Annotated in this window: 17 protein-coding genes; 5 read left to right on the top strand and 12 right to left on the bottom strand. The window is 41.4% G+C overall.

Annotated elements, in window-relative coordinates:
* Positions 1-368: 368 nt before the first annotated feature.
* The 4 genes from RMX69_RS08895 to RMX69_RS08880 all read right to left on the bottom strand — a co-directional run bounded on the left by RMX69_RS08895 (position 369) and on the right by RMX69_RS08880 (position 9,118).
* Positions 369-3,560, bottom strand: a complete 3,192-nt coding sequence (locus RMX69_RS08895; RefSeq protein ID WP_322637211.1) for an efflux RND transporter permease subunit — start codon at positions 3,558-3,560, stop codon at positions 369-371.
* 112 nt (positions 3,561-3,672) lie between these two features.
* Positions 3,673-5,259, bottom strand: a complete 1,587-nt coding sequence (locus RMX69_RS08890; RefSeq protein WP_322637210.1) for an efflux RND transporter periplasmic adaptor subunit — start codon at positions 5,257-5,259, stop codon at positions 3,673-3,675.
* A gap of 1,121 nt (positions 5,260-6,380) precedes the next feature.
* Entirely contained in the window at positions 6,381-7,670 is a 1,290-nt protein-coding gene (locus RMX69_RS08885; RefSeq protein ID WP_322637209.1) for a glycosyltransferase family 4 protein, read from the bottom strand.
* Positions 7,671-8,539: 869 nt separating this feature from the next.
* Positions 8,540-9,118, bottom strand: a complete 579-nt coding sequence (locus RMX69_RS08880; RefSeq protein WP_289796611.1) for a PEP-CTERM sorting domain-containing protein — start codon at positions 9,116-9,118, stop codon at positions 8,540-8,542.
* 505 nt (positions 9,119-9,623) lie between these two features.
* Between RMX69_RS08880 and glyS the strand changes: the two genes are divergently transcribed.
* Both glyS and murD read left to right on the top strand, forming a co-directional pair.
* Complete coding sequence (glyS, locus tag RMX69_RS08875; RefSeq protein ID WP_322637208.1) at positions 9,624-11,777, top strand: glycine--tRNA ligase subunit beta; 2,154 nt, start codon at positions 9,624-9,626, stop codon at positions 11,775-11,777.
* Positions 11,778-11,861: 84 nt separating this feature from the next.
* Entirely contained in the window at positions 11,862-13,355 is a 1,494-nt protein-coding gene (gene murD, locus RMX69_RS08870; protein ID WP_289796609.1) for a UDP-N-acetylmuramoyl-L-alanine--D-glutamate ligase, read from the top strand.
* Between the two features lie 140 nt (positions 13,356-13,495).
* On the opposite strand, the gene RMX69_RS08865 is transcribed toward murD, so the two are convergent.
* From RMX69_RS08865 to RMX69_RS08850, 4 genes are all read right to left on the bottom strand, one after another.
* Positions 13,496-13,720 carry a type II toxin-antitoxin system HicB family antitoxin gene (locus RMX69_RS08865; RefSeq protein ID WP_289796608.1) on the bottom strand — a complete coding sequence of 75 codons (225 nt, stop codon included), beginning with the start codon at positions 13,718-13,720 and terminating at the stop codon, positions 13,496-13,498.
* Positions 13,721-13,731: 11 nt separating this feature from the next.
* Entirely contained in the window at positions 13,732-13,887 is a 156-nt protein-coding gene (locus tag RMX69_RS08860; protein ID WP_289799967.1) for a type II toxin-antitoxin system HicA family toxin, read from the bottom strand.
* A gap of 164 nt (positions 13,888-14,051) precedes the next feature.
* Complete coding sequence (locus tag RMX69_RS08855; protein ID WP_289796607.1) at positions 14,052-14,660, bottom strand: hypothetical protein; 609 nt, start codon at positions 14,658-14,660, stop codon at positions 14,052-14,054.
* A 176-nt stretch (positions 14,661-14,836) separates the two neighbouring features.
* Positions 14,837-15,424: a thylakoid membrane photosystem I accumulation factor gene (locus RMX69_RS08850; RefSeq protein WP_289796606.1), complete on the bottom strand. Its 588-nt coding sequence runs from the start codon at positions 15,422-15,424 to the stop codon at positions 14,837-14,839.
* A 287-nt stretch (positions 15,425-15,711) separates the two neighbouring features.
* Here RMX69_RS08850 and RMX69_RS08845 point away from each other — a divergent pair, with 287 nt between their 5' ends.
* Together RMX69_RS08845 and RMX69_RS08840 are read left to right on the top strand one after the other, a co-directional pair.
* On the top strand, positions 15,712-17,070 hold the full coding sequence (locus RMX69_RS08845) for a Mur ligase family protein (protein ID WP_289796605.1): 1,359 nt from the start codon (positions 15,712-15,714) through the stop codon (positions 17,068-17,070).
* Positions 17,071-17,152: 82 nt separating this feature from the next.
* Positions 17,153-17,971 (top strand): type 1 glutamine amidotransferase, encoded by an 819-nt coding sequence (locus RMX69_RS08840; protein WP_289796604.1) that lies wholly within the window; start codon positions 17,153-17,155, stop codon positions 17,969-17,971.
* Positions 17,972-18,292: 321 nt separating this feature from the next.
* Here RMX69_RS08840 and RMX69_RS08835 read toward each other — a convergent pair whose 3' ends face one another.
* The 4 genes from RMX69_RS08835 to RMX69_RS08820 all read right to left on the bottom strand — a co-directional run bounded on the left by RMX69_RS08835 (position 18,293) and on the right by RMX69_RS08820 (position 22,264).
* The gene (locus RMX69_RS08835; RefSeq protein ID WP_322637207.1) at positions 18,293-19,324 is read right to left on the bottom strand and encodes a hypothetical protein; all 1,032 of its coding nucleotides are present in this window, start codon (positions 19,322-19,324) and stop codon (positions 18,293-18,295) included.
* Positions 19,325-19,955: 631 nt separating this feature from the next.
* Positions 19,956-20,522, bottom strand: coding sequence for a hypothetical protein (locus tag RMX69_RS08830; RefSeq protein WP_322637206.1), 567 nt, complete (start codon positions 20,520-20,522; stop codon positions 19,956-19,958).
* A gap of 113 nt (positions 20,523-20,635) precedes the next feature.
* Positions 20,636-21,232 carry a DUF4360 domain-containing protein gene (locus RMX69_RS08825; RefSeq protein WP_322637205.1) on the bottom strand — a complete coding sequence of 199 codons (597 nt, stop codon included), beginning with the start codon at positions 21,230-21,232 and terminating at the stop codon, positions 20,636-20,638.
* 837 nt (positions 21,233-22,069) lie between these two features.
* Positions 22,070-22,264, bottom strand: coding sequence for a hypothetical protein (locus RMX69_RS08820; RefSeq protein WP_289796600.1), 195 nt, complete (start codon positions 22,262-22,264; stop codon positions 22,070-22,072).
* Positions 22,265-22,337: 73 nt separating this feature from the next.
* Here RMX69_RS08820 and RMX69_RS08815 point away from each other — a divergent pair, with 73 nt between their 5' ends.
* Positions 22,338-23,018, top strand: coding sequence for an NADPH-dependent F420 reductase (locus RMX69_RS08815; RefSeq protein WP_289796599.1), 681 nt, complete (start codon positions 22,338-22,340; stop codon positions 23,016-23,018).
* The last annotated feature ends 69 nt before the right edge of the window (positions 23,019-23,087 follow it).

The following is a 23,087-nucleotide window of genomic DNA, read 5'->3' as shown; positions in this document are numbered from 1 at the left end:
TTGATTTCAGCGTACATTTGTACTGTACATTCTGGTTTGTCATTATGCCCACATGGTTTTGAGGGCGTTGTGGAATTTTTGCAATCGGTCTACAAATTAAACTTTTTTCTCTAGCTGTTTAATTCGTTTGATTTGTAGGAGGTTGCAGTAAGCTAAAACACATCTAATTTGCAGATGAAAATTTTCTCAATATCTTGTGGGGTGGGCATCTTGCCCGCTCTGATTATGCAACTTGAATGCTGATTAGCTTAATCTTCAGAATAGGGTGTGCTAAACCAGACATCTGATATTTACTTAGCGATCGCTTCTGTAGTTTTATTTTTTGCAAGTCCCTAAATTGATTTGCTTCAATCGATAACGAAAGATAATCAATCCTCAGATTTTTTTGAATATACAGCAGTGCTACCATTCAATGACACTCCTTCTGCTGCTACTTCTTGATGCCGATTTGGTTTGATAAATCGCTCTGTTATCGTCTTAATCACGATATACAAAATTGGTACGACAAACAAACTCAAGAAAGTCGCAATTAACATTCCACCAAAAACTGCCGTTCCCAAAGATTGGCGACTTCCGGCACCGGCACCTGTGGCAGTAGCTAAGGGGAAAATTCCCAAGAGTGTAGAAAAAGCAGTCATCAAAATTGGGCGTAACCGCTCTTGTGAAGCCTCAATTACTGCTTTGGTCATCGAAATCCCTTGGTCTCGCAATTGGTTAGCAAATTCCACAATCAAAATTGCATTCTTACTAGCTAAACCAATCAACATTACTAAACCAATTTGACAGTAAACATCATTCGCAAAACCCCGCATTGATTGAGCTATAAGCGCTCCAAAGATAGCTAAGGGAACTGATAACAGAATGATCAAGGGGTCAACGTAATTCTCGTATTGAGCGGCTAGTACCAAAAATACAAAGATTATTCCTAAGCCAAAGATCAGGGGTGCTAAACCACCAGAATCGATTTCTTCTAATGCAGTTCCTGACCATTCATAACCATAACCTGCTGGTAAAACTTCTTTAGCAACTTGTTCCATTGCCTTAATTGCGTCTCCAGAGCTAGAGCCAGGGGCGGCGGCACCATTAATTTCAATTGAGCGGAACAGATTGTAGTGATTTATCGTTTGCGCTCCCACAGTCGGAGTAACTGTAACTAAGTTACTCAAAGGAATCATTTGATTCTTTTGAGAACGAACATATAGTTTACCAATATCTTTTGGGTTGGAACGAAACTGTTGATCTGCTTGAATATACACCCGATAATTGCGCTGCTGGAGATTGAAATCATTTACATATTGCGATCCCAAAGCAGTTTGTAATGTACTGAAGACATCATCTATGGAAACTTGCAATGCTTTGGCTTTATTGCGGTTTACTTCCACAAGCAATTGTGGTGTATCTGCGGCAAAGGTGCTAAATACAGCTTGTAATCCTGGTGTTTGATTAGCTTTACCCAGCAACTGACCCATCGACTGGACTAGATTTTCTAAACCACTGTTACCTCTGCGGTCTTGCAGTTGAAAGACGAAGCCGCCAAAGTTGCCTAAACCCTGAATTGGTGGCGGATTCACAGGAAAAACCCTGGCCTCTGGGATTGCTAATAACTTCCCTTGCAAGCTGCCAATAATCGCCTGTACTGATTGATCGGGTTTTGAGCGCTCGTCCCAAGATTTTAAAGTTGTAAATATGATGCCGCTGTTAGCTGTGCTACCACTAAAACCAAATCCACCGATCGCAAAAGTCCCCAGTACTTCTGGAATTTGCAGAATTTCTTTTTCTACCTTTGCGATTACATCACTGGTATATTGCAGCGAAACCCCTTGTGGACCTTGGATAATTGTGATGAAATAGCCTTCGTCTTCGTCTGGGAGAAAGGCTGTTGGTACTGTGGTGTACAGCCAAGCAGTCATTCCCAAGGAGACGATAAACAACCCAATTACAATACCTTTGATGCGTGTTAGAAAGGTAAGCGATCGCTTATAACCATTTTGTACCCAGTCCAGAAACCTATTAATCTGGTCAAAAATCCAACCCAGTAAGCCTGAAGGTTTTTGTCCTTGACGCAGCAACAGCGCACACAAGGAAGGCGTTAGGGTCAAAGCCAAAAAAGTTGAAATCGCAATGGAGAAAGCGATCGTCAGGGCAAATTGCCGATAAAGTGCGCCTGTAGTTCCCGGAAAAAATGCCACCGGCACAAACACCGCCATCAATACTAGTGAAGTAGCAATAACTGCGCTAGAAAGTTCCGCCATTGACTCACTAGCGGCTCGGCGAGGACTAATTCCTTTATCCTGAATAAAACGGCTGATTTGCTCCACTACTACGATCGCATCGTCTACCACCATCCCTGATGCTAAAGTTAGACCAAACAAAGTCAAACTATTGATGGAAAAGTTAAAAACTTTAACGAAGGCAAAGGTTCCAATTAAGGAAAGCGGAATGGTCAGTGCAGGAATTAAAGTGGTTCGCCAGTCTTGTAAAAACACAAAAATTACAATTACAACCAACACTACCGCTTCAATCAGAGTCTTGACCACTTCTGCTAAGGACTCTTCGACAAATGATGTTGTGTCAAAAGCTACCTGATATTTCATCCCTGGCGGAAAACTCGGTGCCAATCGCACCAGTTCAGCTTTGACTCCCTTGGCTACTTCCAAGGCATTACTGCCAGGAACCTGATAAATCCCTAAACCGACAGCATCATTGCCCCGAAATCGCAGAAATGAACTGTAGTTTTCTGCGCCTAGTTCTGCTCTCCCGACATCTTTGAGCTTAACTAACGTACCATCATCTTGAGTTTTCAGGACAATTTCTTCAAATTCTGACGGTTCTGTTAATCGGCTGACAGCACGCACATCCAGTTGATATCTTTGTCCTTCAGGAGCCGGTTCTTGTCCAATTCTCCCTGCACCAACTTGCAAGTTTTGTTCGGATAGGGCATTTGCTACATCCTTAGTTGTTAGTCCCCGACTGGCAAGCCGACTCGGATCTAACCACAAACGCATTGCATAGCGGCGTTCGCCAAAAACTTGGGCGTTGCTCACGCCTTTGACTCTTTTTAGGGCATCTGCTAAGTAAAGGTCAGCATAGTTACTTAGAAATATGTTGTCGTACTCTTTATTTTCAGGGTATAAACCAATTGCTAAGAGAATGTTGCTAGACTCTTTTGATACCCGCACTCCCGTGCGTTGCACACTCTCTGGTAGTTGTGGTTGGGCAACAGAAACACGATTTTGCACATCCACAGCCGCAATATCTTTATCCCGTGATGAATCAAAGGTGGCTGTAATGGTACTTGTACCATCGTTGCTGCTGCTAGAAGTCAGATATCTGAGTCCCTCAACCCCGTTGATTTGCCTTTCTAAGATATTTGTCACACCGCTTTCTACGACTTCGGCACTAGCTCCGCTATAGTTGGAAGTGACAGTGATTTGGGTGGGACTAATTTCTGGGAACCTAGCGATCGGTAGTGTGGGAATACTGATTAATCCTATTAAAAGGATGACGATCGCACATACCGATGCAAAAATTGGCCGCTTAATAAAGAAGTCAACAAACATAGTTTAAAAATTGGGCTTTGGGTATTTGGTATTTGGCATGGGGTATTGAGCATTGGGCATTGGTTATTTCCCCCCTGCTCCTCTGCCCCCGTCCCTCATCTTCCCTCTTCAGCTAAAGCTTATTACTACCAACTGCTTCAGGTGCAGGAGTAATAGGAGCGCCATTGGTTAAGTTAAGAATGCCGGAAACAACAATTTTGTCCCCCGCTTTTAGTCCTTCGATAACTTGATAATTATTCCCCTCAATAACTCCTAATTTCACCGGTTTTTGTTGAGCTACTAAAGCTGGCGCTCCAGGTTTAGATTTTTCCTGGGGCGCTTGCGCTACAAATACAAAAGTCTCTCCACCCAAGCGAGATACTGCTGTAACAGGAATTAAAATTCCTGGACGTTCGTTCCAGATCACTTTGGTTTGCACTGACTGAAGATTAAGCAGCCGATTTCTGGAATTGCCAAAGTTGGCTTTTACCAAAACTGTCTGCGAATCGGAACTAGCATTTGGGGAGATAAAACTGATTTTACCCGTTGCGATGGGTTTGTCTTGGACATCCAGCATTTGCACAGGTAAGCCCAAGCGCAAGTTTCTGGCTTCGGTTACGGGAACGGAAATATTCAGTTCTAAAGAGTCGTTTCTGGTTAGTGTAGTCAGTTGATCTGCTTTTTCCACATAATCTCCCACTTTTGCGGGAATATCACCAACAATGCCAGTGAAAGGTGCCAGAACTTTTGTGTATTGCAGTTGGACTTGAGCAGCTTGGAGTTGTCCAGCTGCTTGAGTTACTTGCGATCGCGCTTGGGCAATTTCTTCTGGGCGGGAACCATTTTCTAGTTGCCTTAAGTTTTGTTTCTGTTGTTCCAAAGCACCAGCTAGCTCATTAATACTCGATCTTCTGCTTTGGCGCAGTTGATCTAAGCGTTTCTGGGCTACGACCAGGGCAGCTTCAGCGCTTTGCTGTTCTTTGACATATCCTTCTAAGGTATCTTGGGAAACTGCGCCCTCTTTTCTCAATTGTGCGTATCGTTTGGCGCGTGACTGTGCTAGTTCCACATCAGATTTAGCTGACTGAATTTGCGCCTCAGCCTGAGCAATTTCTTCTGGTTGTGATCCTGATTGGGCATCTCGAAAGCGAGCTTGGGCTTGGGCTAACAGCGCTCTAGCTTGGGCAACTTCTTCTTGTCGCGTACCTGCTTTGAGTTCAGCAAGACGTGCTTGGGCTTGTTGCAGTGAGCCTCTAGCTTGTAGTAATTGAGCTTGGACATTATCACTTTGCAGACTAACAATGACTTGTCCTTGTTGAACGCGGTTGCCCTCTTGGATGAAAATCTCGGTAATTCGCCCTTCAACCTGTGGCTTGATGATTACTGAACGTGGAGCCTCTAAGGAGCCAATAAACTCCGAACTTTCTTGAACGGTTTCAGTTTTCACTGTCGCTAGCTTGACCGGAACTGCTCTAGGTTGAGCAGCATTTGCTTCAGCACCACCTTGTGAATTGCTAGCATTACTAGTCTGCCACCAGCGCCAACCAAAACCGACACCTGCAATTAATAAGACGATTCCTAATAGTAGGGGCCAACGACGTTTCTGAGGTGGCTTAGGCGAGCGCTGTGGCAATTGTTGCGACTCTTGGCTAGAATCAGTAACAGTGGGCTGTTCTATTTCGATGGGTAAGGGAGAGTCAGGGAACTCAGAATGGGACATCTTCGTTTTCTCGTCTTGTGGATTTAGACTTGGGCAATCTACTCTTCGCTAAAAAAGCATTAAGTTGAATAGTTTTTTAGCCTTTTTTTATGTATGTTGGTGAAAAAGATGTTTGGGTATTTGGGCGATCGCTCACGATGTCTAGCACCTAAAATGAAGCAATTTTGTTCAGCACATTATGGTTGATTTGTACATTACTTAACTCCGTTCAATTTCTTAAAGTGTAATTTATAGTTTTTTGTTAGTAAGTATAAACCCAGTGCCTTAGCTCAGAGAGAAAGCACGGTTCATGTTGTGGTAGCTAAGGGACTTCCAAATAAAAAAATATCCCATCGCTGTCTAGGCAGGGGAGCAGGGGGCAGGGGGCAGGGGGAGAAAGAAAAATATTATCTGAGTAAATTGGATAATTTATTTTCTGGAAGTCCCTAAAGCTTCTGCCTGTAAAGCGTAGACGTAGCCCGCCGTTCGCGTAGCGTCTCGTAGAGAAGGCATCGCTTCAGTAATTAGAGCAAGTTAGTAGTTGCTTTTCAGTTTTGGAAATGACCAAATAAAGTTACCTCATTGACCACAAGCAACACGAGTAATTTCTCGCGTTGTCACTATGGTTAAATTTGCCGTTGCAAATACCTTAGTTGCTGACTAGATCAAGGGTGCATAAGTTTGTGCCGTACTTGACGCTAAGTTTTCTATGAGTGTCTGCAAGCGCTTGCTTGCATTATAACCACATAGCAGATGAGATTGGTATAAGTTACAGATGAGTTTATCGCCTTTGAGTACTAGTGAATACTGATCTTAAGGAAGAAAAAAGTCTGGAGCGATGCCTTGTTTACGAGACGCTTGTCTGCGACACGCTATGCGTAGCTTTGCTTCTTTGCAGGAGTAAGCCTACGCTGATTAATTCAGCTGTCTTAATCAAAGTTGCGAGTTTCATCAAGTTATCCTCACCAAGAACGACGTGCAATCAGCCAGTGTTCTCTAGATTCCTATTTTTGAGCAGTCTCAACTTCCTACAGTTAGTTCACCCGATCGGTTGATCTTTAAATCACCCGAATGGGTGAGTTAATTTATCTCAATCGGAGCTTTGTCTGTGTAGCTGACGAGTGAGAAATCCTCAATCCCCTTCAACCATCCACAACTGATTTCTTAGAATCGAATTTCGGTAAAATCCCCACAGTTGATTTTCGATTGGTAACAATATGAGAAAAAAGCCACTCATACCGATCGAGCGCTTGCTCTAAAGAATAGTTTTCTTCGGCAAATTGTCTTCCTGTGTTACCTAGCTTCCTCCCTAGAGCCGGATTAGCATATAAATCATGCACCGCAGCGGCCATTGCCTGGGGCGATTCTGGTTCAACAACTATCCCACCACCACTGAGTTCGATCGCTTTAGCAGCAGTACCAGTGGCGGGAACTGAACCCACAATTGGGCGACCACTCGCCAACAACAGTGGTATTTTTGAAGGCATATTGAACGAAATCACATTGTGCTTTTGCACAATTAGCCCGACATCAGAAGCTGCTAGCATTTCAGGTAGTTTTTCTCGCGGCTGTAACGGTAGTAGCAAAACATTATCTGCTCCGTTTGATAGACAATATTCCTGCAACCTTTGCAATGCTCTTGATTCGCCAACAATAACAAAGACAATATCTTTGATATGACGTAAACAAACGGCTGCTTCGATTACTGTCTCTAAACCTTGCGTTAAAGCAATGTTGCCCGAATAAAGTACTACAAATTTCCCATCTAGCTGATGGCTAGATATCCAGGAGTTGCTCTGTTTCGGTAACGGGCGAATGAAATTGACATTTACCCAATTGGGAATACAAACGATTTTATTAACAGGTACTCCCTTATTTACTAAATTCTCACGAAACCCATCAGTGATCACACTAATAGTATGTGCAGTCCGATATGCAAATTTCTCTAAAGCTGCAAGAGTTAGGATCATCCACTTGTTTTTTAATAGCCCGATACGCACAGCCGCTTCTGGTAAAATATCTTGCACATTTAGAACTACTGGGCAGTTGTATAACCAGCCCAATGTTGTTGCTGGCAACGTACCTAGTAGCGGCGGGACTGTTAAGATAATTACATCTGGCCGCCCACCTTTAAAGGCTTGGGGTAAGCTCGTGAAAACAAAGCTCAACTCTAGTAACAGCCGATCAACGAGGTTAGGTTTAGACTTAATTCGGACGTAACTTCGCTCAATAGTCACGCCATTTTTTTGTTCAGTCAGATACCATTTATTCTGATACCCATCATAAATTTCGCGCTGAGGATAGTTGGGCATTCCCGTAATCACTCGCACTTGATGACCTCGCTTGACTAGTCCTTCTGCCAATTCAGTCATTAACGGAGCAATTCCAATTGGCTCTGGATGATAGTTGTAGGAATAAATCAGAATATGCATGAACTATTTGTGATTGTTGTGAAGATAGCATGAGACGATCGGATTACTTATGAATAGCCAGTGGGTATGCTATTGTTATTATTTACAGAATTTTTTTGCATGAAGTACAAAGCTACCGATTTGGAAGCAGTAGGCAGAGATAGAAACTATTTATATCTGATTTGTATCCCTGCATTTTGTTACCTCATTTATTTACAAATGCTGTATTTTGACTGGTTAAATTGTTTGATTAAAAAAAATGTGTTAAACATTGGTTAGAAATTTTCTTTGTGGTTTTCAAAAGATAATTTTTGTCCGGCATAGAATACTTAAAAATCAAAATATGACTTTGTATAAACAGGTTAGGCTGTTGATAAATATAGACTTTATTTTCTAGTAATTATGACAATAGTTGGTCTGTTTATCTCCGAACTAATGCCTCAATTTATACTTTGGGAATTGTAACATTATATTTACTGTTATGCATATAACCCTCATTCCGCCTTTTCAACTGGCACATGAAGTATTTTTAACCAAGTTATCAGTATTGTATTCATTAAGCAAAATCCCACTTTTTGAATAGTTAAAAGGCACTGACCAAAACAGTGTTGGGTGCTGAGTGAGCCATAAATGCTGAGGTAAAAGTAAAATTAATTTTACTCAGCACTGAGCTTTGTAAAACTGTTGATGACAAACTAATAGACATTTGGTGAAATTAAATATGTGTTATCCAGAATCCTTGTATAGACTTAGCAGTGCTACGTCCATACATTCTTTTTCACTCATATTTCTAATGAGGTTATATGATAACCCCACTAGTTAACTGAACTAGTAGGGCTAGAATAGAGATTCAGTAAATTTGGCAAGCTCTGACTAGAAAGCCCTAATTTCTAGTAAGAGGCTTGCTTTTTCTTTACAGTTGAAGCTACACCCAAACCAGCAAATGCTAGCAAACCCAAGAGAGAAGCAGGCTCAGGGACTTTGGACACTTGAATAGAGCCAGAATTTTGATCTAGTGTTGTTGACGCTCCCTGTTGATCGACATCCTGACGTAATTGCAAAGAGTCGCCAACCGTTCCCTGAAAGAAATATTCTCCAATTACACCCGTTCCTCCGGCGACATCAAAGGGGCCAAATAATGTCTGAGTGGCAGTATTAAAATTGAAAGCAAAGAAGCTAGATTCTGACACTCCACCACTAACGGTGTTATAGGTTCCCAGAAGATTTTTAGATGGGTCTAAGAAGGAGACATTCAAGGATTGTAAAAAATTGGTGGCTCCACTACCAGCTTCTGAAATGATTGTTGGTGCTGTAGTTTCGTCGTAGCTGAATGAACCTGTTGCTGAGTAACCAGCGTTACCTTGCCAGTTAAAGTTTAATTCAATAGCTTGGGCTGGGTTGTTAGCACTAGTAGCGATCGCAACACTGGTTACTGCGATCGCGGTGATTTTGGCGAAAATATTTTTCATGGTCATAACTCCAAAATTGATTGTCATGATGCATATATCAATGCATCAATCAAAACTAAGCTTACGATAGAAATATATATCCGTAAATACCGCACAAAATACGGTATGTAATGTAATGAATTTATGAAGAGAAGCACTTGTTTTATAAAGTTTTGCATAAAATGTTAAGTCTGTAGTGATGTCTGACAACAAACCCCTCTGCGTCTATGCTTCTTTCACTCTGGCTTAACTTACATTCCTCATTTATCGTAAATTAAAGGGTTTAAGACCCCTGCGTTTTCACGTAGCCCAGTTACTCTGGGGGACCTTCTAACAGTAGGGGTTTAAATCCCCGTCTGTTTGCGTAGCGTGCCGCAGGCAAAATGTCTTTAATGTTGAATTTAGAATTGTTAACTATGGGGTTTTCCCTTTATTCTCTTCGATGACCGATTCAGCGAAAAATCACGAGCGATCGCTTGAGAATAACTGATAAAGTTGAGCTACGCAAAGTTGAAAACAGTGTTATATGCCTGGGTTTCTATTAGAAGTTGGTACAGAAGAACTACCTGCAAGTTTTCTCAGTGATGCTTTAGTGCAATGGCAGGAACGCATTCCCCAAAGCCTGGAAGCAAACGGCCTCAAGGGCGAAAGTGTCCAGGTGTACGGTACTCCCCGGCGGCTGGCGGTAGTGATTACAGGTCTACCATCGCAGCAACCAGATCGAGAAGAAGAAATTAAAGGGCCCCCCGCCCAAGCCGCCTTTAAAGATGGTCAGCCAACAGCCGCCGCCGCAGGTTTTGCCAAAAAGCAAGGTGTGGAACTGGATGCGCTCTCAGTTCGCCCCACTGACAAAGGGGAATTTGTATTTGTGCAAAAAAGAATTCCCGGTCGTCCTGTGGCGGAAATTTTGACAGAACTTGTTCCTCAGTGGATTTGGGGTTTAGAAGGTAAGCGGTTGATGCGTTGGGGAAATGGGGATGCGAGGTTTTCTCGACCGATTCGTTGGTTGGTAGCTTTGTTAGATGAGACGGTGCTGCCTTTAGAATTAGTGAATGGTTCTAAAACGGTTCAGAGCGATCGCATTTCTCAAGGTCATCGGGTCTTACATCCTGAACCTGTGACAATCGCCCAAGCTACGGATTATGTTACCGCCCTTAAGTCTGCTTATGTCACCGTTGACCCAGAAGAACGGTCAAATCTGATTAAAGAGCAAGTAAATGCAGTCGCAGAGAATTTAGGCGGGTATACAGTAATTTACCCCGATTTGTTAGCGGAAGTAACCAACCTTGTAGAATATCCTTCCGCAGTTGTTGGTAAATTTGAACCAGAATTTTTAGAATTACCAACTGAGGTAATTACTGAAGTAATGGTTACTCATCAACGTTATTTTCCTGTATTCAAATCAGGGAGTTTTGAGCAAGAATTATTGCCCAACTTCATCACTATTTCTAACGGAGATCCGAAAAAATCAGATATTGTTGCCGTCGGGAATGAAAGGGTAATTCGTGCGAGATTAGCTGATGGCAGATTTTTCTACGAAGCTGATTTAACTAAGCCAATAGATAGCTTTTTACCCCAGTTAGAAAAAGTCACTTTCCAAGAAGAATTGGGTTCGGTGCGTGCCAAGGTAGATCGAATAGTTAAAATTGCCGAGCAAATTAGCAGTCAATTAAAATTAGCTGAAAATCAAAGCCAAAGAATCCAACGTGCTGCTTTATTATGTAAAGCAGACTTGGTGACACAAATGGTATATGAATTCCCCGAATTGCAAGGCATTATGGGAGAAAAATATGCCTTAGCTAGTGGTGAAGATGCTGAAGTAGCAAAGGCAATTTATCAACATTATTTGCCAAAGGGAGCCGGTGATATCTTACCTGAAACACTTACGGGTAAAATTGTTGGTTTGGCAGATAGATTAGATACTTTAGTGAGTATCTTTGGTTTAGGCTTAATTCCTTCCGGTTCATCCGATCCCTTTGCCTTGCGGCGTGCCGCTAATGCTGTAGTTAAAATTGTTTGGTTTGATAATCTGCCAATAAATTTAGATGATTTATTGAAGCAAATAGCAACAGACTTTGCAGCCAAATATCACAAAGATCGGGCATCATTAACCACAGCATTACAAGAGTTTTTCTTGCAACGCATCCGTACTTTATTACAAGAAGAAAAACAGATTGATTACGACTTGGTAAATGCAGTATTAGGAGAAAACGATCCAGAATACACAGAACGGACTTTAAAAGATTTATTGGATGTACGCGATCGCGCCTTATACTTACAACAAATCCGCAACGACAGTACCTTAGATAACATCTACGAAACCGTTAACCGTTCCACACGATTAGCCGCTCAAGGTGATTTGGATACAAAACAGCTAGAACCAACAACCGTAGTTCGTCAAGAATTATTCCAAAAGCCCTCTGAAAGCGCTTTGTATAATGCACTAATCGAATCAGTGCCGCAAACTCAAGCAGCACAGCAAACGCGAAATTATCAACTGTTAGTAGCAGCACTCACAAAAATTGCTCCCGCAGTTAGTAACTTCTTTGATGGCCCAGATAGCGTTTTAGTTATGGACTCCGATCTAGAAGTTAAGCGTAATCGGTTACATCTGCTGGGACTAGTTCGCAATCATGCCCGTGTTTTAGCTGACTTCGGTGCGATCGTCAAAAATCTGTAGCGTAGGTCAACAAAAACTTGTGTAATTTTTGCCAAGAAACGCTAGTATAGGGAGTGCTTAACCAGGGACACTCTGCTGCAATCTATGTCCAAAGCTACTGTTATTGGATTGGGAAAGTCCGGTGTTGCTGCGGCGAGATTGTTGAAACGGGAAGGTTGGGAGGTAGAGCTGAGTGATGGCAACACCTCCGAAACCCTCCTAGAACAACAACAAGGACTCGCTGCCGAGCAAATAACCGTGAAACTAGGACAATCCCTAGAATTGAATGGTGCTAATTTACCCCAATTAATAGTCGTTAGTCCTGGCGTGCCTTGGGATATTCCCGTATTAGTTGAGGCACGCCAACTAGGTATTGAAACCATTGGCGAAATGGAACTCGCTTGGCGAAATTTACAATCGCTACCTTGGGTAGGAATTACTGGCACTAACGGCAAAACTACTACCACAGCTTTAATTGCTGCTATTTTCCAAGCAGCAGAATTAAATGCACCCGCCTGCGGGAATATTGGTTATGCCGCTTGTGAAGTTGCCCTATCTCAGGGAGCAGGGGGAGTAGGGGAAGCATTTGATAATTCCTCACTCCTCACTCCTAACTCCTCACTCGATTGGGTGATTGCGGAAGTTAGCAGCTATCAAATAGAATCTTCGAGTTCTCTTGCTCCCCGGATCGGGGTTTGGACGACTTTCACACCGGATCATCTCAGTCGCCATAAAACTTTAGAAAACTATTACAACATCAAAGCCAAGTTATTACGTCAGTCGGAATTGCAAGTATTCAATGGCGATGATGCCTACTTGAGCCAGCTAGGTTTAAGTGCTTGGCCTGATGCCTATTGGACAAGTGTGAGAGGAAAAGATTTTCTGATTAGCGAAAAAGGCTTTTATATCGAAGACGGCTGGGTTGTGGAAAAATTGACTGCAACCTCGACACCAGAACCGATTGTGAAAGTATCTAGTTTGCGAATGGTGGGAGAACATAACCAGCAAAATCTGTTGATGGCAGTAGCAACGGCAAGATTAGCAGGAATTAATCGTGATGCGATCGCACGCGCAGTTCGGGAATTTCCTGGTGTTGCCCATCGTTTGGAGCATATCTGCACATGGGAAGGGATTGATTTCATTAACGACAGCAAAGCCACCAACTATGATGCGGCTGAAGTTGGTTTAGCATCCGTTAACAGTCCAGCGATTTTAATTGCTGGTGGAGAAGCCAAAGCAGGGGATGATACTGGCTGGCTAGCACAAATTCAAACCAAAGCTGCTGCTGTGTTATTGATTGGTTCTGCTGCACCCGCCTTTGCCAAACGTCTCCGAGAGGTGGGGTATCATAACTACCATATTGTGGAAACTATGGAAAGGGCAATTCCCAAGTCGGCAGAATTAGCCAAGCAGTATCAAGCGCCTGTGGTGTTGCTATCTCCGGCTTGTGCAAGTTTCGACCAGTACCCGAATTTTGAGGTGCGGGGCGATCGCTTCCGTCATCTATGCCTTGCTTGGGCAGGAGGTTGGAAACCCGCCGGAGTAGAACTTACCGAACTTGAAAACTCTAGTCAAGAGTCAATAGTTCAAAGTCGATAAGCATCGTTTCTTAACAAGTTCGTAGTAAGGACTTTAGTCCTTTTTTTCTAAGCACTAAAGTCCTTACTATAAACTTTCAAAACTAACTTTACAAAATATCTAGAAGGATTGTTTAGTGCTAATTTAGTATTTTTCTATAATTATATTTTGCTGTAGTTTGCAACTTCAACCTCATGAGCAATGCTTGTAGGTTTAGGAATAGGTAAACCATCTTCTAGCATTCCTTCAATATGAAATTCAATAGCTTCTGCAATCATTTGCTTGACTTCTTCTAAAGTTTCACCCACAGCTACACAACCTGGTAAATCAGGAACATAAGCAGAGTAATTACCTTCAGCCTTTTCAATCACCACTACATACTGCATTGCGGTTCTCCTTATAACTGTGCTTGCCTCCAAATACTACTGAGAGTACCAGGGGCTAAGTCGTCAGACAATTTACCTGGAACTGTAACCACACCGGGTTTATCAGGATGTTTGAACTGTCGATGACTACCTTTAGTTCTATCAAGATACCAACCATCAGCTTCCAGTCACTTGATTACATCACGTACTTTCATGTTACTACTTATCTGTACAGGTAAAATTTCTGTTACAGATAGAGTGCCTTATTGAGAAAGCAAAGTAAACACAATTATGTCAGCAATTCTGTCCGTCATGTTGTCATAGGTTTTAGTATTCCTACCCAACACATCAATCAACCAATAGGGCGATTTCCAGGATTGACTGCATGAATATATTCACTACCCGATCGCGGTCTTCCTCGTTTATAATAAGCTTCTTCTGGTTTACCCCATCCTAACTGCAAAATCATTTCCAAAAAGCTAGAATTTTCCCACTTGCACAAACTTGCCCACTCTGTTCTTTGAACAATTCTCTCTACATCAGATGTGACAATTTGTTGGTGTTGTTTACTATTATTAAAACTCAAGTATAAATCCATTCCTATAGTGACTTCATACCAAAATTCTACGATGGAATTTTTAGCGGCTTTTAATATCTCTAAGTCACCATTGAGGGCAATTAACTCAGTATCTATTTCGGGATAGTGCAAGTTTTTTCCTTTAACTGTCACTTCTCGCCAAATAATACCGGAAACTCGATTTTCTTTCTGATACTCGTGAATTGCAGTTTTAAAATCTTGATAGGCAGTAAACTGTTGCAACCCATCAGTGCTGATAAACTGGTCAATTACAGGATTGCCAGAGACTTTTATTTCTAACTTTAAGCGTTTTCCTTTGAGGCAAGCTTGGCGTTCGGCTGCCAAAATTTGAATTAGTTCTTGGGTGGTGTAAACCTTTGACATCAGAATACACTCTAGTTAATTATTGGACAATGGGCATTGATTACGGACTATAGACTATGGATTAATTTCCTCAATTGTTAATACAGATATTTCAATATTATGCTTTGACATCGGCGGCAATGTAGTAACAGATATAACTAAAAATTAGGGCAGACCAATTTGGTCTACCCCATAAATTACTTAGCTAACTCACTACTAAACTCGTTAAAGGCTCGCCGCTTTAGCTGTGCTGTTTCAGTGCGTGGTAATAAATCAAAGATTATACGAAATTGATCGTCTATATCTTCAAAAGGTACTTGACCCTTTTTATTCAAAACTACTTCACCTGACTTATTTAACACCACTACTTGAGGAACGCTTCCAGCATAGTAATATCCTGGTTCAGTTGGGTCGTAGGTCTCTTTCTGGGGGATAGTATCTACATTAATCGGCATAATCTCTGCTACGCGACCATAAAATTCCTGTACCCGTGAAATGGAAATGGCATATCTTTTGGAATCGCTACTATCATCCAGATAAAAAGCCAAAAATACGGGTTTATGTTCCGCTAAAGTCTGTGCTAGTGTCTGTCTGGGAGGAACCAATGAACCATTGCCAGCATAAACAACAAAGATGTTGCCATCATATAAATCATTATTCAGACCAGCAGATGCAGGTTGCATACTTATAATGAAAAGACTTACAAGCAACAACAGGCATTTGGACAACCACCTTTGCCAGCTAGTAATTTGTTTATGTAAAAAAAGAAACTTTGTGCTATTCATCAAAAGGAACCTTGCAAGCTACTACTTGTTGTGAGTTTGTGCTGAATTCGGCCAACTGGGCTGGATATGTAATTACGCTTACGCACTATTTTTTAGGATAACGCCTACTGAGATTATCTCTCGCAAGTGGCTGGTATCGCTACGCGCAAGTCAAAACAGAGCTAAAGTAGCGCAACAATCCAAAATCTAAAATTGTGATTACTGGCTTTTTCAGCCAGGATTCGCTAAACTCACAAGATTAAATTTGCACTTTTAATTAGCAACCGCCAGAAGACTAGGGTACAGATGTGGGAAACAAAATACAATTCATAGATAGGCTGCGATTGGGTTTCGCGGTGTCAGTGGCCAAGAGTGTGACCTTTATAGTGCGATGTCTTCGACGGGCTGCGCCTACGCTCCGTCTGGGTGCTGGTAGTGTATTACCAGGCGCAATCGCTCGTCGCATTGAACCCCGCCTTTTACAATTATTGAGTCAGCAAGTTAAAAACGGAGTGATTTTAATTGCTGGTACTAACGGCAAAACCACTACAGCCCTGCTTTTATGCACAATACTAGAACGCAAGGGGTTTCGTGTCACTCATAATTCTACAGGTGCAAATCTGGAAAATGGCTTGATGACGGCGCTGTTAGAAAGCACCAACTTACTAGGTACGCTAAATTCTGATTACGCCATTTTAGAAGTTGACGAAAATATTGTACCGAAAGTATTAGCGCCACTCCAGCCGCGAATCATTCTCTGTTTAAACTTGTTCCGCGACCAACTTGATAGGTACGGCGAAGTAGATACAATTAGTAAGCGTTGGACAAAAGTTATTTCTACCCTACCAGTAGAAACGGTGGTAATTCCTAATGCTGATGACCCAACATTATCTAACCTCGGTCAGCAGTTACCCCAACGAGTGTTATTCTTTGGCTTGAATGAACCAGAACATTATCTAGAAGCAATTCCTCACGCTGTTGATTCTATTTATTGTCCCAAATGTGGACATTCTCTAGATTACAAGGGTGTTTATTTGTCTCATTTGGGAGATTTTACTTGTCCTAAGTGTGGTTTCACTAAAAGTAAACCAACTCTGGAAAGTAGTGAATGGTCGCAAATTTTAGTTGGTTTGTACAATAAATATAATACTTTAGCTGCTACAACTGCCGCTATTGAGTTAGGAGTTGATGAAGTAACAATCAGAGATACTATTAATACCTTTCAAGCTGCTTTTGGTCGGGCTGAAGATTTAGTAATTAACGGTAAACGAGTGCGAATATTGTTATCAAAAAATCCTGTGGGAACGAATGAAACTATTCGCGTAGTTACTCAAAGCACAGATAAAACCACACTGCTGGTACTAAACGATCGCACGCCCGATGGCACTGATGTATCCTGGATTTGGGACGTAGATACCGAGAAATTAGTCGAACGCGGCGGGACTTTAGTCGTGAGTGGCGATCGCGTCTACGATATGGCACTACGTTTACGTTACAGCCAAAAGTCCCTTGATAGCAACTTAAATTTAATTGTCGAAGAAGATTTGCGACAAGCGATCGCTACTGCATTAGAGCATACACCAGAGAATGAAACTTTGCATATTCTACCTACCTACTCAGCCATGTTAGAAGTGCGAGAAGTTCTGACTGGTCGTAAAATTCTTTAAATTGGGTAGTGGGAATTAGAGAAATTTTTCCCATTTCCCCGTTCCCAACACCTAATCCAATTACGAATTACGAATTACGAATATGAATTCTCAAAATTTAGAATTAACAATTGGTTGGTTGTACCCGACGCTGATGAGTACTTATGGCGATCGCGGTAATGTAATTACTATAGAACGTCGCGCTCAGTGGCGAGGATACGATGTTAAAGTGTTACCCCTAGATCAAAATTCCACAGCCGCAGATATTAAAACTGTAGATGTAATCGTGGGTGGTGGCGCACAAGATCGTCAGCAAGAAATTGTCATGCGTGATTTGCAAGGTGCAAAAGCTGATGCAATGCGTGACAAAATCGAAAATGGAACACCGGGAGTATTTACTTGTGGTTCACCCCAATTACTGGGACATTATTATGAACCAGGCTTGGGACAACGAATTGATGGTTTGGGAATACTCGATTTAGTTTCTGTGCATCCTGGTGAAAATACTAAGCGCTGTATTGGCAACTTGGTAATTGAAGTGACAGCTTCACGCCTAGCGCGAGATTTAAAAGAGATGACGGGTAGCACACCATATTTGGTAGGCTTTGAAAATCACGGTGGACGCACCAAACTGGGAAAAGTGGAAGCTTTGGGACGTGTGGTATACGGCTTGGGAAATAATGGTGAAGATGGGACAGAAGGAGCATTTTATCAGAATGCGATCGCTACTTATTCTCACGGTCCTTTATTACCAAAAAATCCTTTCGTCGCCGATTGGTTAATTCAAACAGCACTACGGCTAAAGTATCAGCAGCAAATTAAGTTGGAACCTTTTGACGATAGCCTCGCTGCACAAGCACGAGAAGCGATGTTTAAGCGGTTGAAAGTAAGTTTGCCAAGTGTTGCTGCGGCTAAGGTTTAATTTCAGTTCGTTGATTAAGCCTCTCCTCGTGTTGTGGAGAGGTTTGAGACAGGTCAAATTTGACATAAAGCAGAGGGCAAAATGACTCAAGCATTAGCCCAAGTAACATTTCTGCCAACTGGAGTTAAACAGTACAACGCCGTTTTTTCTAAAGGGCGATACCTGCGGTAAGCTGTGCCGATGCTAATAATCAGCCACGTCGGCTAAAGTACCATAAACTAGTTGTTTTAAATTAACTGGAGTTTAGACTAGACTAAGCCATGCAAAAAGACCTAGCAAGGCTGAGTTAATCAGAGACTTAGCAACATTCTCTGAGTCAAACTATGCAATCAGAATAATGTTCGCATTAGTCAGAGCCGCCTGATTTGACAGTCTAGCAATCTGAAATTGGAAAGTGCTGTTATTAATAACATTAAAGAACAGATTACCAGTGGGTTGATCGTAGATGAAGCTTGTGGTTGTAGCAGTAGTACCAAGATGGAAAAGGCTGGGATTAAGTATACCCAAGGGTTGAGCTAGTCCGAATTCAGATATGGAGATAAAAATCTTATCATCAACGGCATCAAAGTCAGCGATCGTATCATAGCCGTCTACCGGCAAAGCAGGATCGTAGGGGCGATAAGGGTCAGATTTGGTAGTGTTGGGAATACGCAACAAGAAACTATCTTGACCAGCACCACCAGTTAACACATCTAGACCTACTCCGCCTATAAGTTGGTCATTACCAGCACCACCATTGAGTGTATCATTGCCAGCACCACCATTGAGGGTATCGTCCAAGCCCGTGCCTTCAAGAATAATTCCGGTTATCTTTGGGGCTGTGGTAATCGTTAGTGTTGGTTGGCTTACGGATGCAGGATCAACCGCAAATGCTCCAAATTCTAATGCACGCAGAGCTATCCCTACAAAAGAATCTCCATTGCTAACTAGGTTTTTGACAAAATCAGTCACATTAAAAGTGAGCAGCTGACCGACCGAAGGTAACAAGGTATCAACAGTATCTAAGAGTGTACTAGCCTGAAGATCAGAAGCCTCAGCTAAACCATTACCAACATACCCATAGGCTCCCACGATATCTGGACTATCATTCTCAGCTACTCCAAGTCCTGATACTCCTAAGTCCGTTATCCGAACCTGGAATGTTGCGCTGATAATGGCTTCTTGCAGTGGGAAAGACAATGTGTTGATGTTGAATTCAGCAAATTCTGCTGCTTCTCCGATGTCGCCAAGTACGACGGTAAAGTAATTACCAGGAAATACTTCATCGCCTAGTCCATCAAATACAGATGACGGAGGTAAATCAGCATCAATAACTTCAAAGGTTATTGTTGGAGCAAACGTAAAAGTGGCCATTAACAAATTCCTTTTTTTATTTGCTATTAGTACTGGGGTTTAGGCTAAAAGCGATATGATAGAAGGCAAAGCAAATGGAATTAGAGATTAAAATATTCTCAAGTCAGGCTGAAAGCATCCGCAACTTTTAACTATTGCGTAGTATATATGTTCCAAATAAATAATACAATAATGACAATCAAACAAGGGGGTGTCTGATTAAATACAGTGCCCCTTTTGGCAGAAAGTGAGAAAAGAACTACCATTACTCACCTGCCAACATGATTTGTCCCAGACTTGAAGAGTGTCGTCAAGTAGCTTACAAATATTGAGATTTTTGCGGTGATTGGTACTCCTACCTCTGCACCAAAACCTAGCTGAAATTCCCCTGGTTGGGAACCAGGAAAAAAGCGTCACCATAAAAACTGATGCTCAATTGTTAAAAAACAGTAACACACCACGTCAATAACCACCAGCTGCTGTTTAATACTCAAGATTATTCATTACTAAATCTCTGATTAACTCAGCCTTGCTGGGTCTTTTTGTATGGCTTAGTCTAAACTCCAGTAACTAATGCTTATGAGGAATAATGGGAGCATCCCATTTCCTCGCTTTTCATCTCAGAAATTAAAGAAGCGCTACAATCCACATTTTATTGTTGTTGAAGTGCAAACTTCATATCTGTTAACTCTAATTCTCCTCCGTTCGTCATTAATACTAAATTAATGCCTAAAACACTTTTTCCTGTAGTTGTATAGTTAGTTGGAGGTATTTGATTAGTCAAATCAAAATTCATAGCACTTGCATAGATCATTTGATATGGAGTTGCTTTATCGCCAAGTAAAAATGATGTGATAGCTACTCGTGCTGGTGCTTTCTTTACTACACCTTTTAAAGCTAAAGGCACTAGCCTGAATTGCTTTTGAGTATTAGAGGTATTAATTCTAACGATACATCTAGCTCTTGGCGATTGTGCATTTACGGTTATAGGAGAGCGAAGTGTAAACTGATTTATTTGCGGATCGAAACTTATATTACATCTCCTACTAACCAAAAATTTTGGCTGGTTGTCTATTGCAGTAGCAGTGCTAGATGAATTGGCATCATAACAATAGAAAAAAAACAAGCACATTAATATGAAAAAATTACGTGCATCATTTAATCTCAACATAACTTCCTCTTCATCAACAGAAATTTTTAATCTTAAAGAAGAATACATTCGGTAGATTCAATGAGTGGGGGATTTAGACCCCATCACTCATTGAAGACCACCAAATTTGGAATTTGGTGCGGTGTATCACCATCTATCCGCAGACTCGCTAAAAGCGAGGACTAGCAACGTCTTAGGTCAAAATAAAGCCTTACATCCCCAGCATTGAGATCTGCTGTATCAACGAAAATAGAACTTCCTCGTGAGGATTGTGCAATCATATTAATACCTAATAGTCCTTGCCCACCACCACTACATAAACCTGTAGCAGCTAGAACAGTAATCTCATCTTGCTCCGCAAATGCCTTACTAGATGTAAACTTGGTAGTCTTAGGGGGAGCTACAGCTTGACCAAAAGCACCACCACTAAAGCTATAAGTTCTGTTTAAACTGGTACCTCTACTCTTGCTATCAATATCAGTAGTGCCTTGGTACAGTACTTGTACATCTTGGATGATGAAACCACTTGGAATAAAAGTTTGAACGCGTAAAATACACCTTTGACGCTGACCATTGAATGCACTAAAGTTATCCAAGACGATCGATAAGGTTCTACCATCCTCTCCAGCAAGCTGATCGTCAACAATACATCCACCAGACCCGATTGCATCTCCAAAAGTAATACTAGGCGACTCTTGAGCCAAAACCTTGGTCCCAATCACGTTGAGTCCAAGAATTGTAGATAGAGACAGTAATACACCAAATTGTTTAAAGTTCATATTGATTGTACCTATGTTGTTAAAGTTGTTTTTTCATGGACAATGCAGTCAAAATACATCTCCCTCAACTATTTAACTAGTGCAGGATAAATCTCTAGAAGGTTTACTTTATTTAGAAACTAAATCGTTTTTAACTGTGGCAGGAATTAACTTAGTGTAGGTATAGTATCACCTACGTAGGACTCACCTGTAATAGCCTAAAGTCTTGAGATTAAAAAATGGCACTTTCTCTGTAAAATCCATGAGAGAACTCTCCTACAGATGCAAAAATAGAATTAAGCTTCAATACCTTCGCTAAGAAAAGAGGTAGTCTAGCTTTTGCCGAAATACCCCAACGCAAGAAGGCGGTAAATTCTCAAGCTAATTAATGCAATAGTTGAGTGTCTCTATCCTGAAGTTACAAAAAGAATCTGAGGAACTTGTGAGGAAATATGGTGCTTATTAAAACTTAAATTTTGTCAGGATTCAAACTGGAGTTTGCTGAAATATCAACCAAACTAATATTAAAACTATAGAGATATTTATGTTGTTTGTCCTTATATGAGATATCTGATTAAAAAGAATGTGAGGAACTTGTGAGAAAACAGGGTACTTATTAAAACTTAAATTTTGTTAGGATTCAAACTGGAGTTTACTGAAATATCAACCAAACTAATATTAAAACTATAGAGATATTTATGTTGTTTGTCCTTATATGAGATATCTGATTAAAAAGAATGTGAGGAACTTGTGAGGAAATAGGGTACTTATTAAAACTTAAATTTTGTCAGGATTCAGACTGGAGTCTGCTGGGATATGAATAAAACTAACATTAAAGCTACAGAGATATTTATGTCGTTATCTTTTTGTATGAAACATCTGGTGAACAAGTATGTAGAGACGTTGCATTGCAGCAAATTTTTGTTGCAGTTCCCATGCAATGGTATAGCTTCCCAGCGATCGCTTTTCATCCACATTGCATCGGGCGATCGCAGGTTGCAATTGCAGAACCATTGGTATAATTTCTGTGGCTACAGGTAAGTTGGTGGTCATAATTGCTTTGTGGCTACTTCACCTGCTTTAACTATAATCTTTTCACAATTTACGGTGGAATGAGGGTTAACTCATGAAGATTGGAATTATTGGCAGTGGAAACATGGGACGCTCTCTAGGTATACTCTGGGCAGAGCAGGGGCATGAAGTATTTTTTGGCTCTCGTGATGCCGAAAAAGGAAAAGCAACAGCAGAGTTCGCAGGACGCGGAACGCAAGGTGGAACAAATGATCAGGCGGCGGCGTTTGCTGATGTAATTTTGTGGACAGTACGCAACATTATGCCAAAACAGTTGCTTTCTCATCCTGAAGTTCTCGACAGTAAAATTATTATTGATTGTAATAATCAGGATATTCCTGAAGGATTTGCTTATCCACCAATAGTAGAATCCCTAGCCGAAAAGCTTGCTAAAGATATACCTCAAGCGCTGGTGGTAAAAGCTTTTAATACGATGGCGCAGGAAGTCTTTGAATTAGCACCTGAACCACTAAAAGATTATGGAGTTTCTGTTTTTGTTGCAGGAGATGATGAACAAGCCAGAAAAACAGTGATGGGACTTGCCCAAGAAATCGGATTTTTAGCAGTAGATTCTGGTGTTTTACGTAACGCTCGATTGGTAGAAGGCTTAGGAGATTTTATTCGCCTGATCATGATTGGTCAAAAACAAGGTGTTTATGCAACAATCTCTGTCAATGTCTTACCTACAGCGTCAGAACAACGCTTAGGTGGACGGCAAGCTTCGAGTTTGAAGTAAGTCGGCGATCTGGTGGCAACAGGATGAAATGGTGATTCTATAAAGCCAAAATGTTAGGGGTAGTTATTT

This window comes from Nostoc sp. EspVER01, from assembly GCF_034530635.1.
In the GTDB taxonomy this organism is placed as follows: domain Bacteria; phylum Cyanobacteriota; class Cyanobacteriia; order Cyanobacteriales; family Nostocaceae; genus Nostoc.
Note: the sequence above shows the minus strand (reverse complement) of the source record. Positions and strands in the feature narration are given on the sequence as shown.

Coding starts and splice junctions, on each gene's coding strand:
- RMX69_RS08835 (WP_322637207.1), bottom strand. CDS start 19,324: ATGGCCACTTTTACGTTTGCTCCAACAATAACCTTTGAAGTTATTGAT.
- RMX69_RS08825 (WP_322637205.1), bottom strand. CDS start 21,232: ATGAACTTTAAACAATTTGGTGTATTACTGTCTCTATCTACAATTCTT.
- RMX69_RS08840 (WP_289796604.1), top strand. CDS start 17,153: ATGAATTCTCAAAATTTAGAATTAACAATTGGTTGGTTGTACCCGACG.
- glyS (WP_322637208.1), top strand. CDS start 9,624: ATGCCTGGGTTTCTATTAGAAGTTGGTACAGAAGAACTACCTGCAAGT.
- RMX69_RS08820 (WP_289796600.1), bottom strand. CDS start 22,264: ATGACCACCAACTTACCTGTAGCCACAGAAATTATACCAATGGTTCTG.
- RMX69_RS08890 (WP_322637210.1), bottom strand. CDS start 5,259: ATGTCCCATTCTGAGTTCCCTGACTCTCCCTTACCCATCGAAATAGAA.
- RMX69_RS08855 (WP_289796607.1), bottom strand. CDS start 14,660: ATGTCAAAGGTTTACACCACCCAAGAACTAATTCAAATTTTGGCAGCC.
- murD (WP_289796609.1), top strand. CDS start 11,862: ATGTCCAAAGCTACTGTTATTGGATTGGGAAAGTCCGGTGTTGCTGCG.
- RMX69_RS08815 (WP_289796599.1), top strand. CDS start 22,338: ATGAAGATTGGAATTATTGGCAGTGGAAACATGGGACGCTCTCTAGGT.
- RMX69_RS08885 (WP_322637209.1), bottom strand. CDS start 7,670: ATGCATATTCTGATTTATTCCTACAACTATCATCCAGAGCCAATTGGA.
- RMX69_RS08865 (WP_289796608.1), bottom strand. CDS start 13,720: ATGCAGTATGTAGTGGTGATTGAAAAGGCTGAAGGTAATTACTCTGCT.
- RMX69_RS08895 (WP_322637211.1), bottom strand. CDS start 3,560: ATGTTTGTTGACTTCTTTATTAAGCGGCCAATTTTTGCATCGGTATGT.
- RMX69_RS08880 (WP_289796611.1), bottom strand. CDS start 9,118: ATGAAAAATATTTTCGCCAAAATCACCGCGATCGCAGTAACCAGTGTT.
- RMX69_RS08830 (WP_322637206.1), bottom strand. CDS start 20,522: ATGTATTCTTCTTTAAGATTAAAAATTTCTGTTGATGAAGAGGAAGTT.
- RMX69_RS08850 (WP_289796606.1), bottom strand. CDS start 15,424: ATGAATAGCACAAAGTTTCTTTTTTTACATAAACAAATTACTAGCTGG.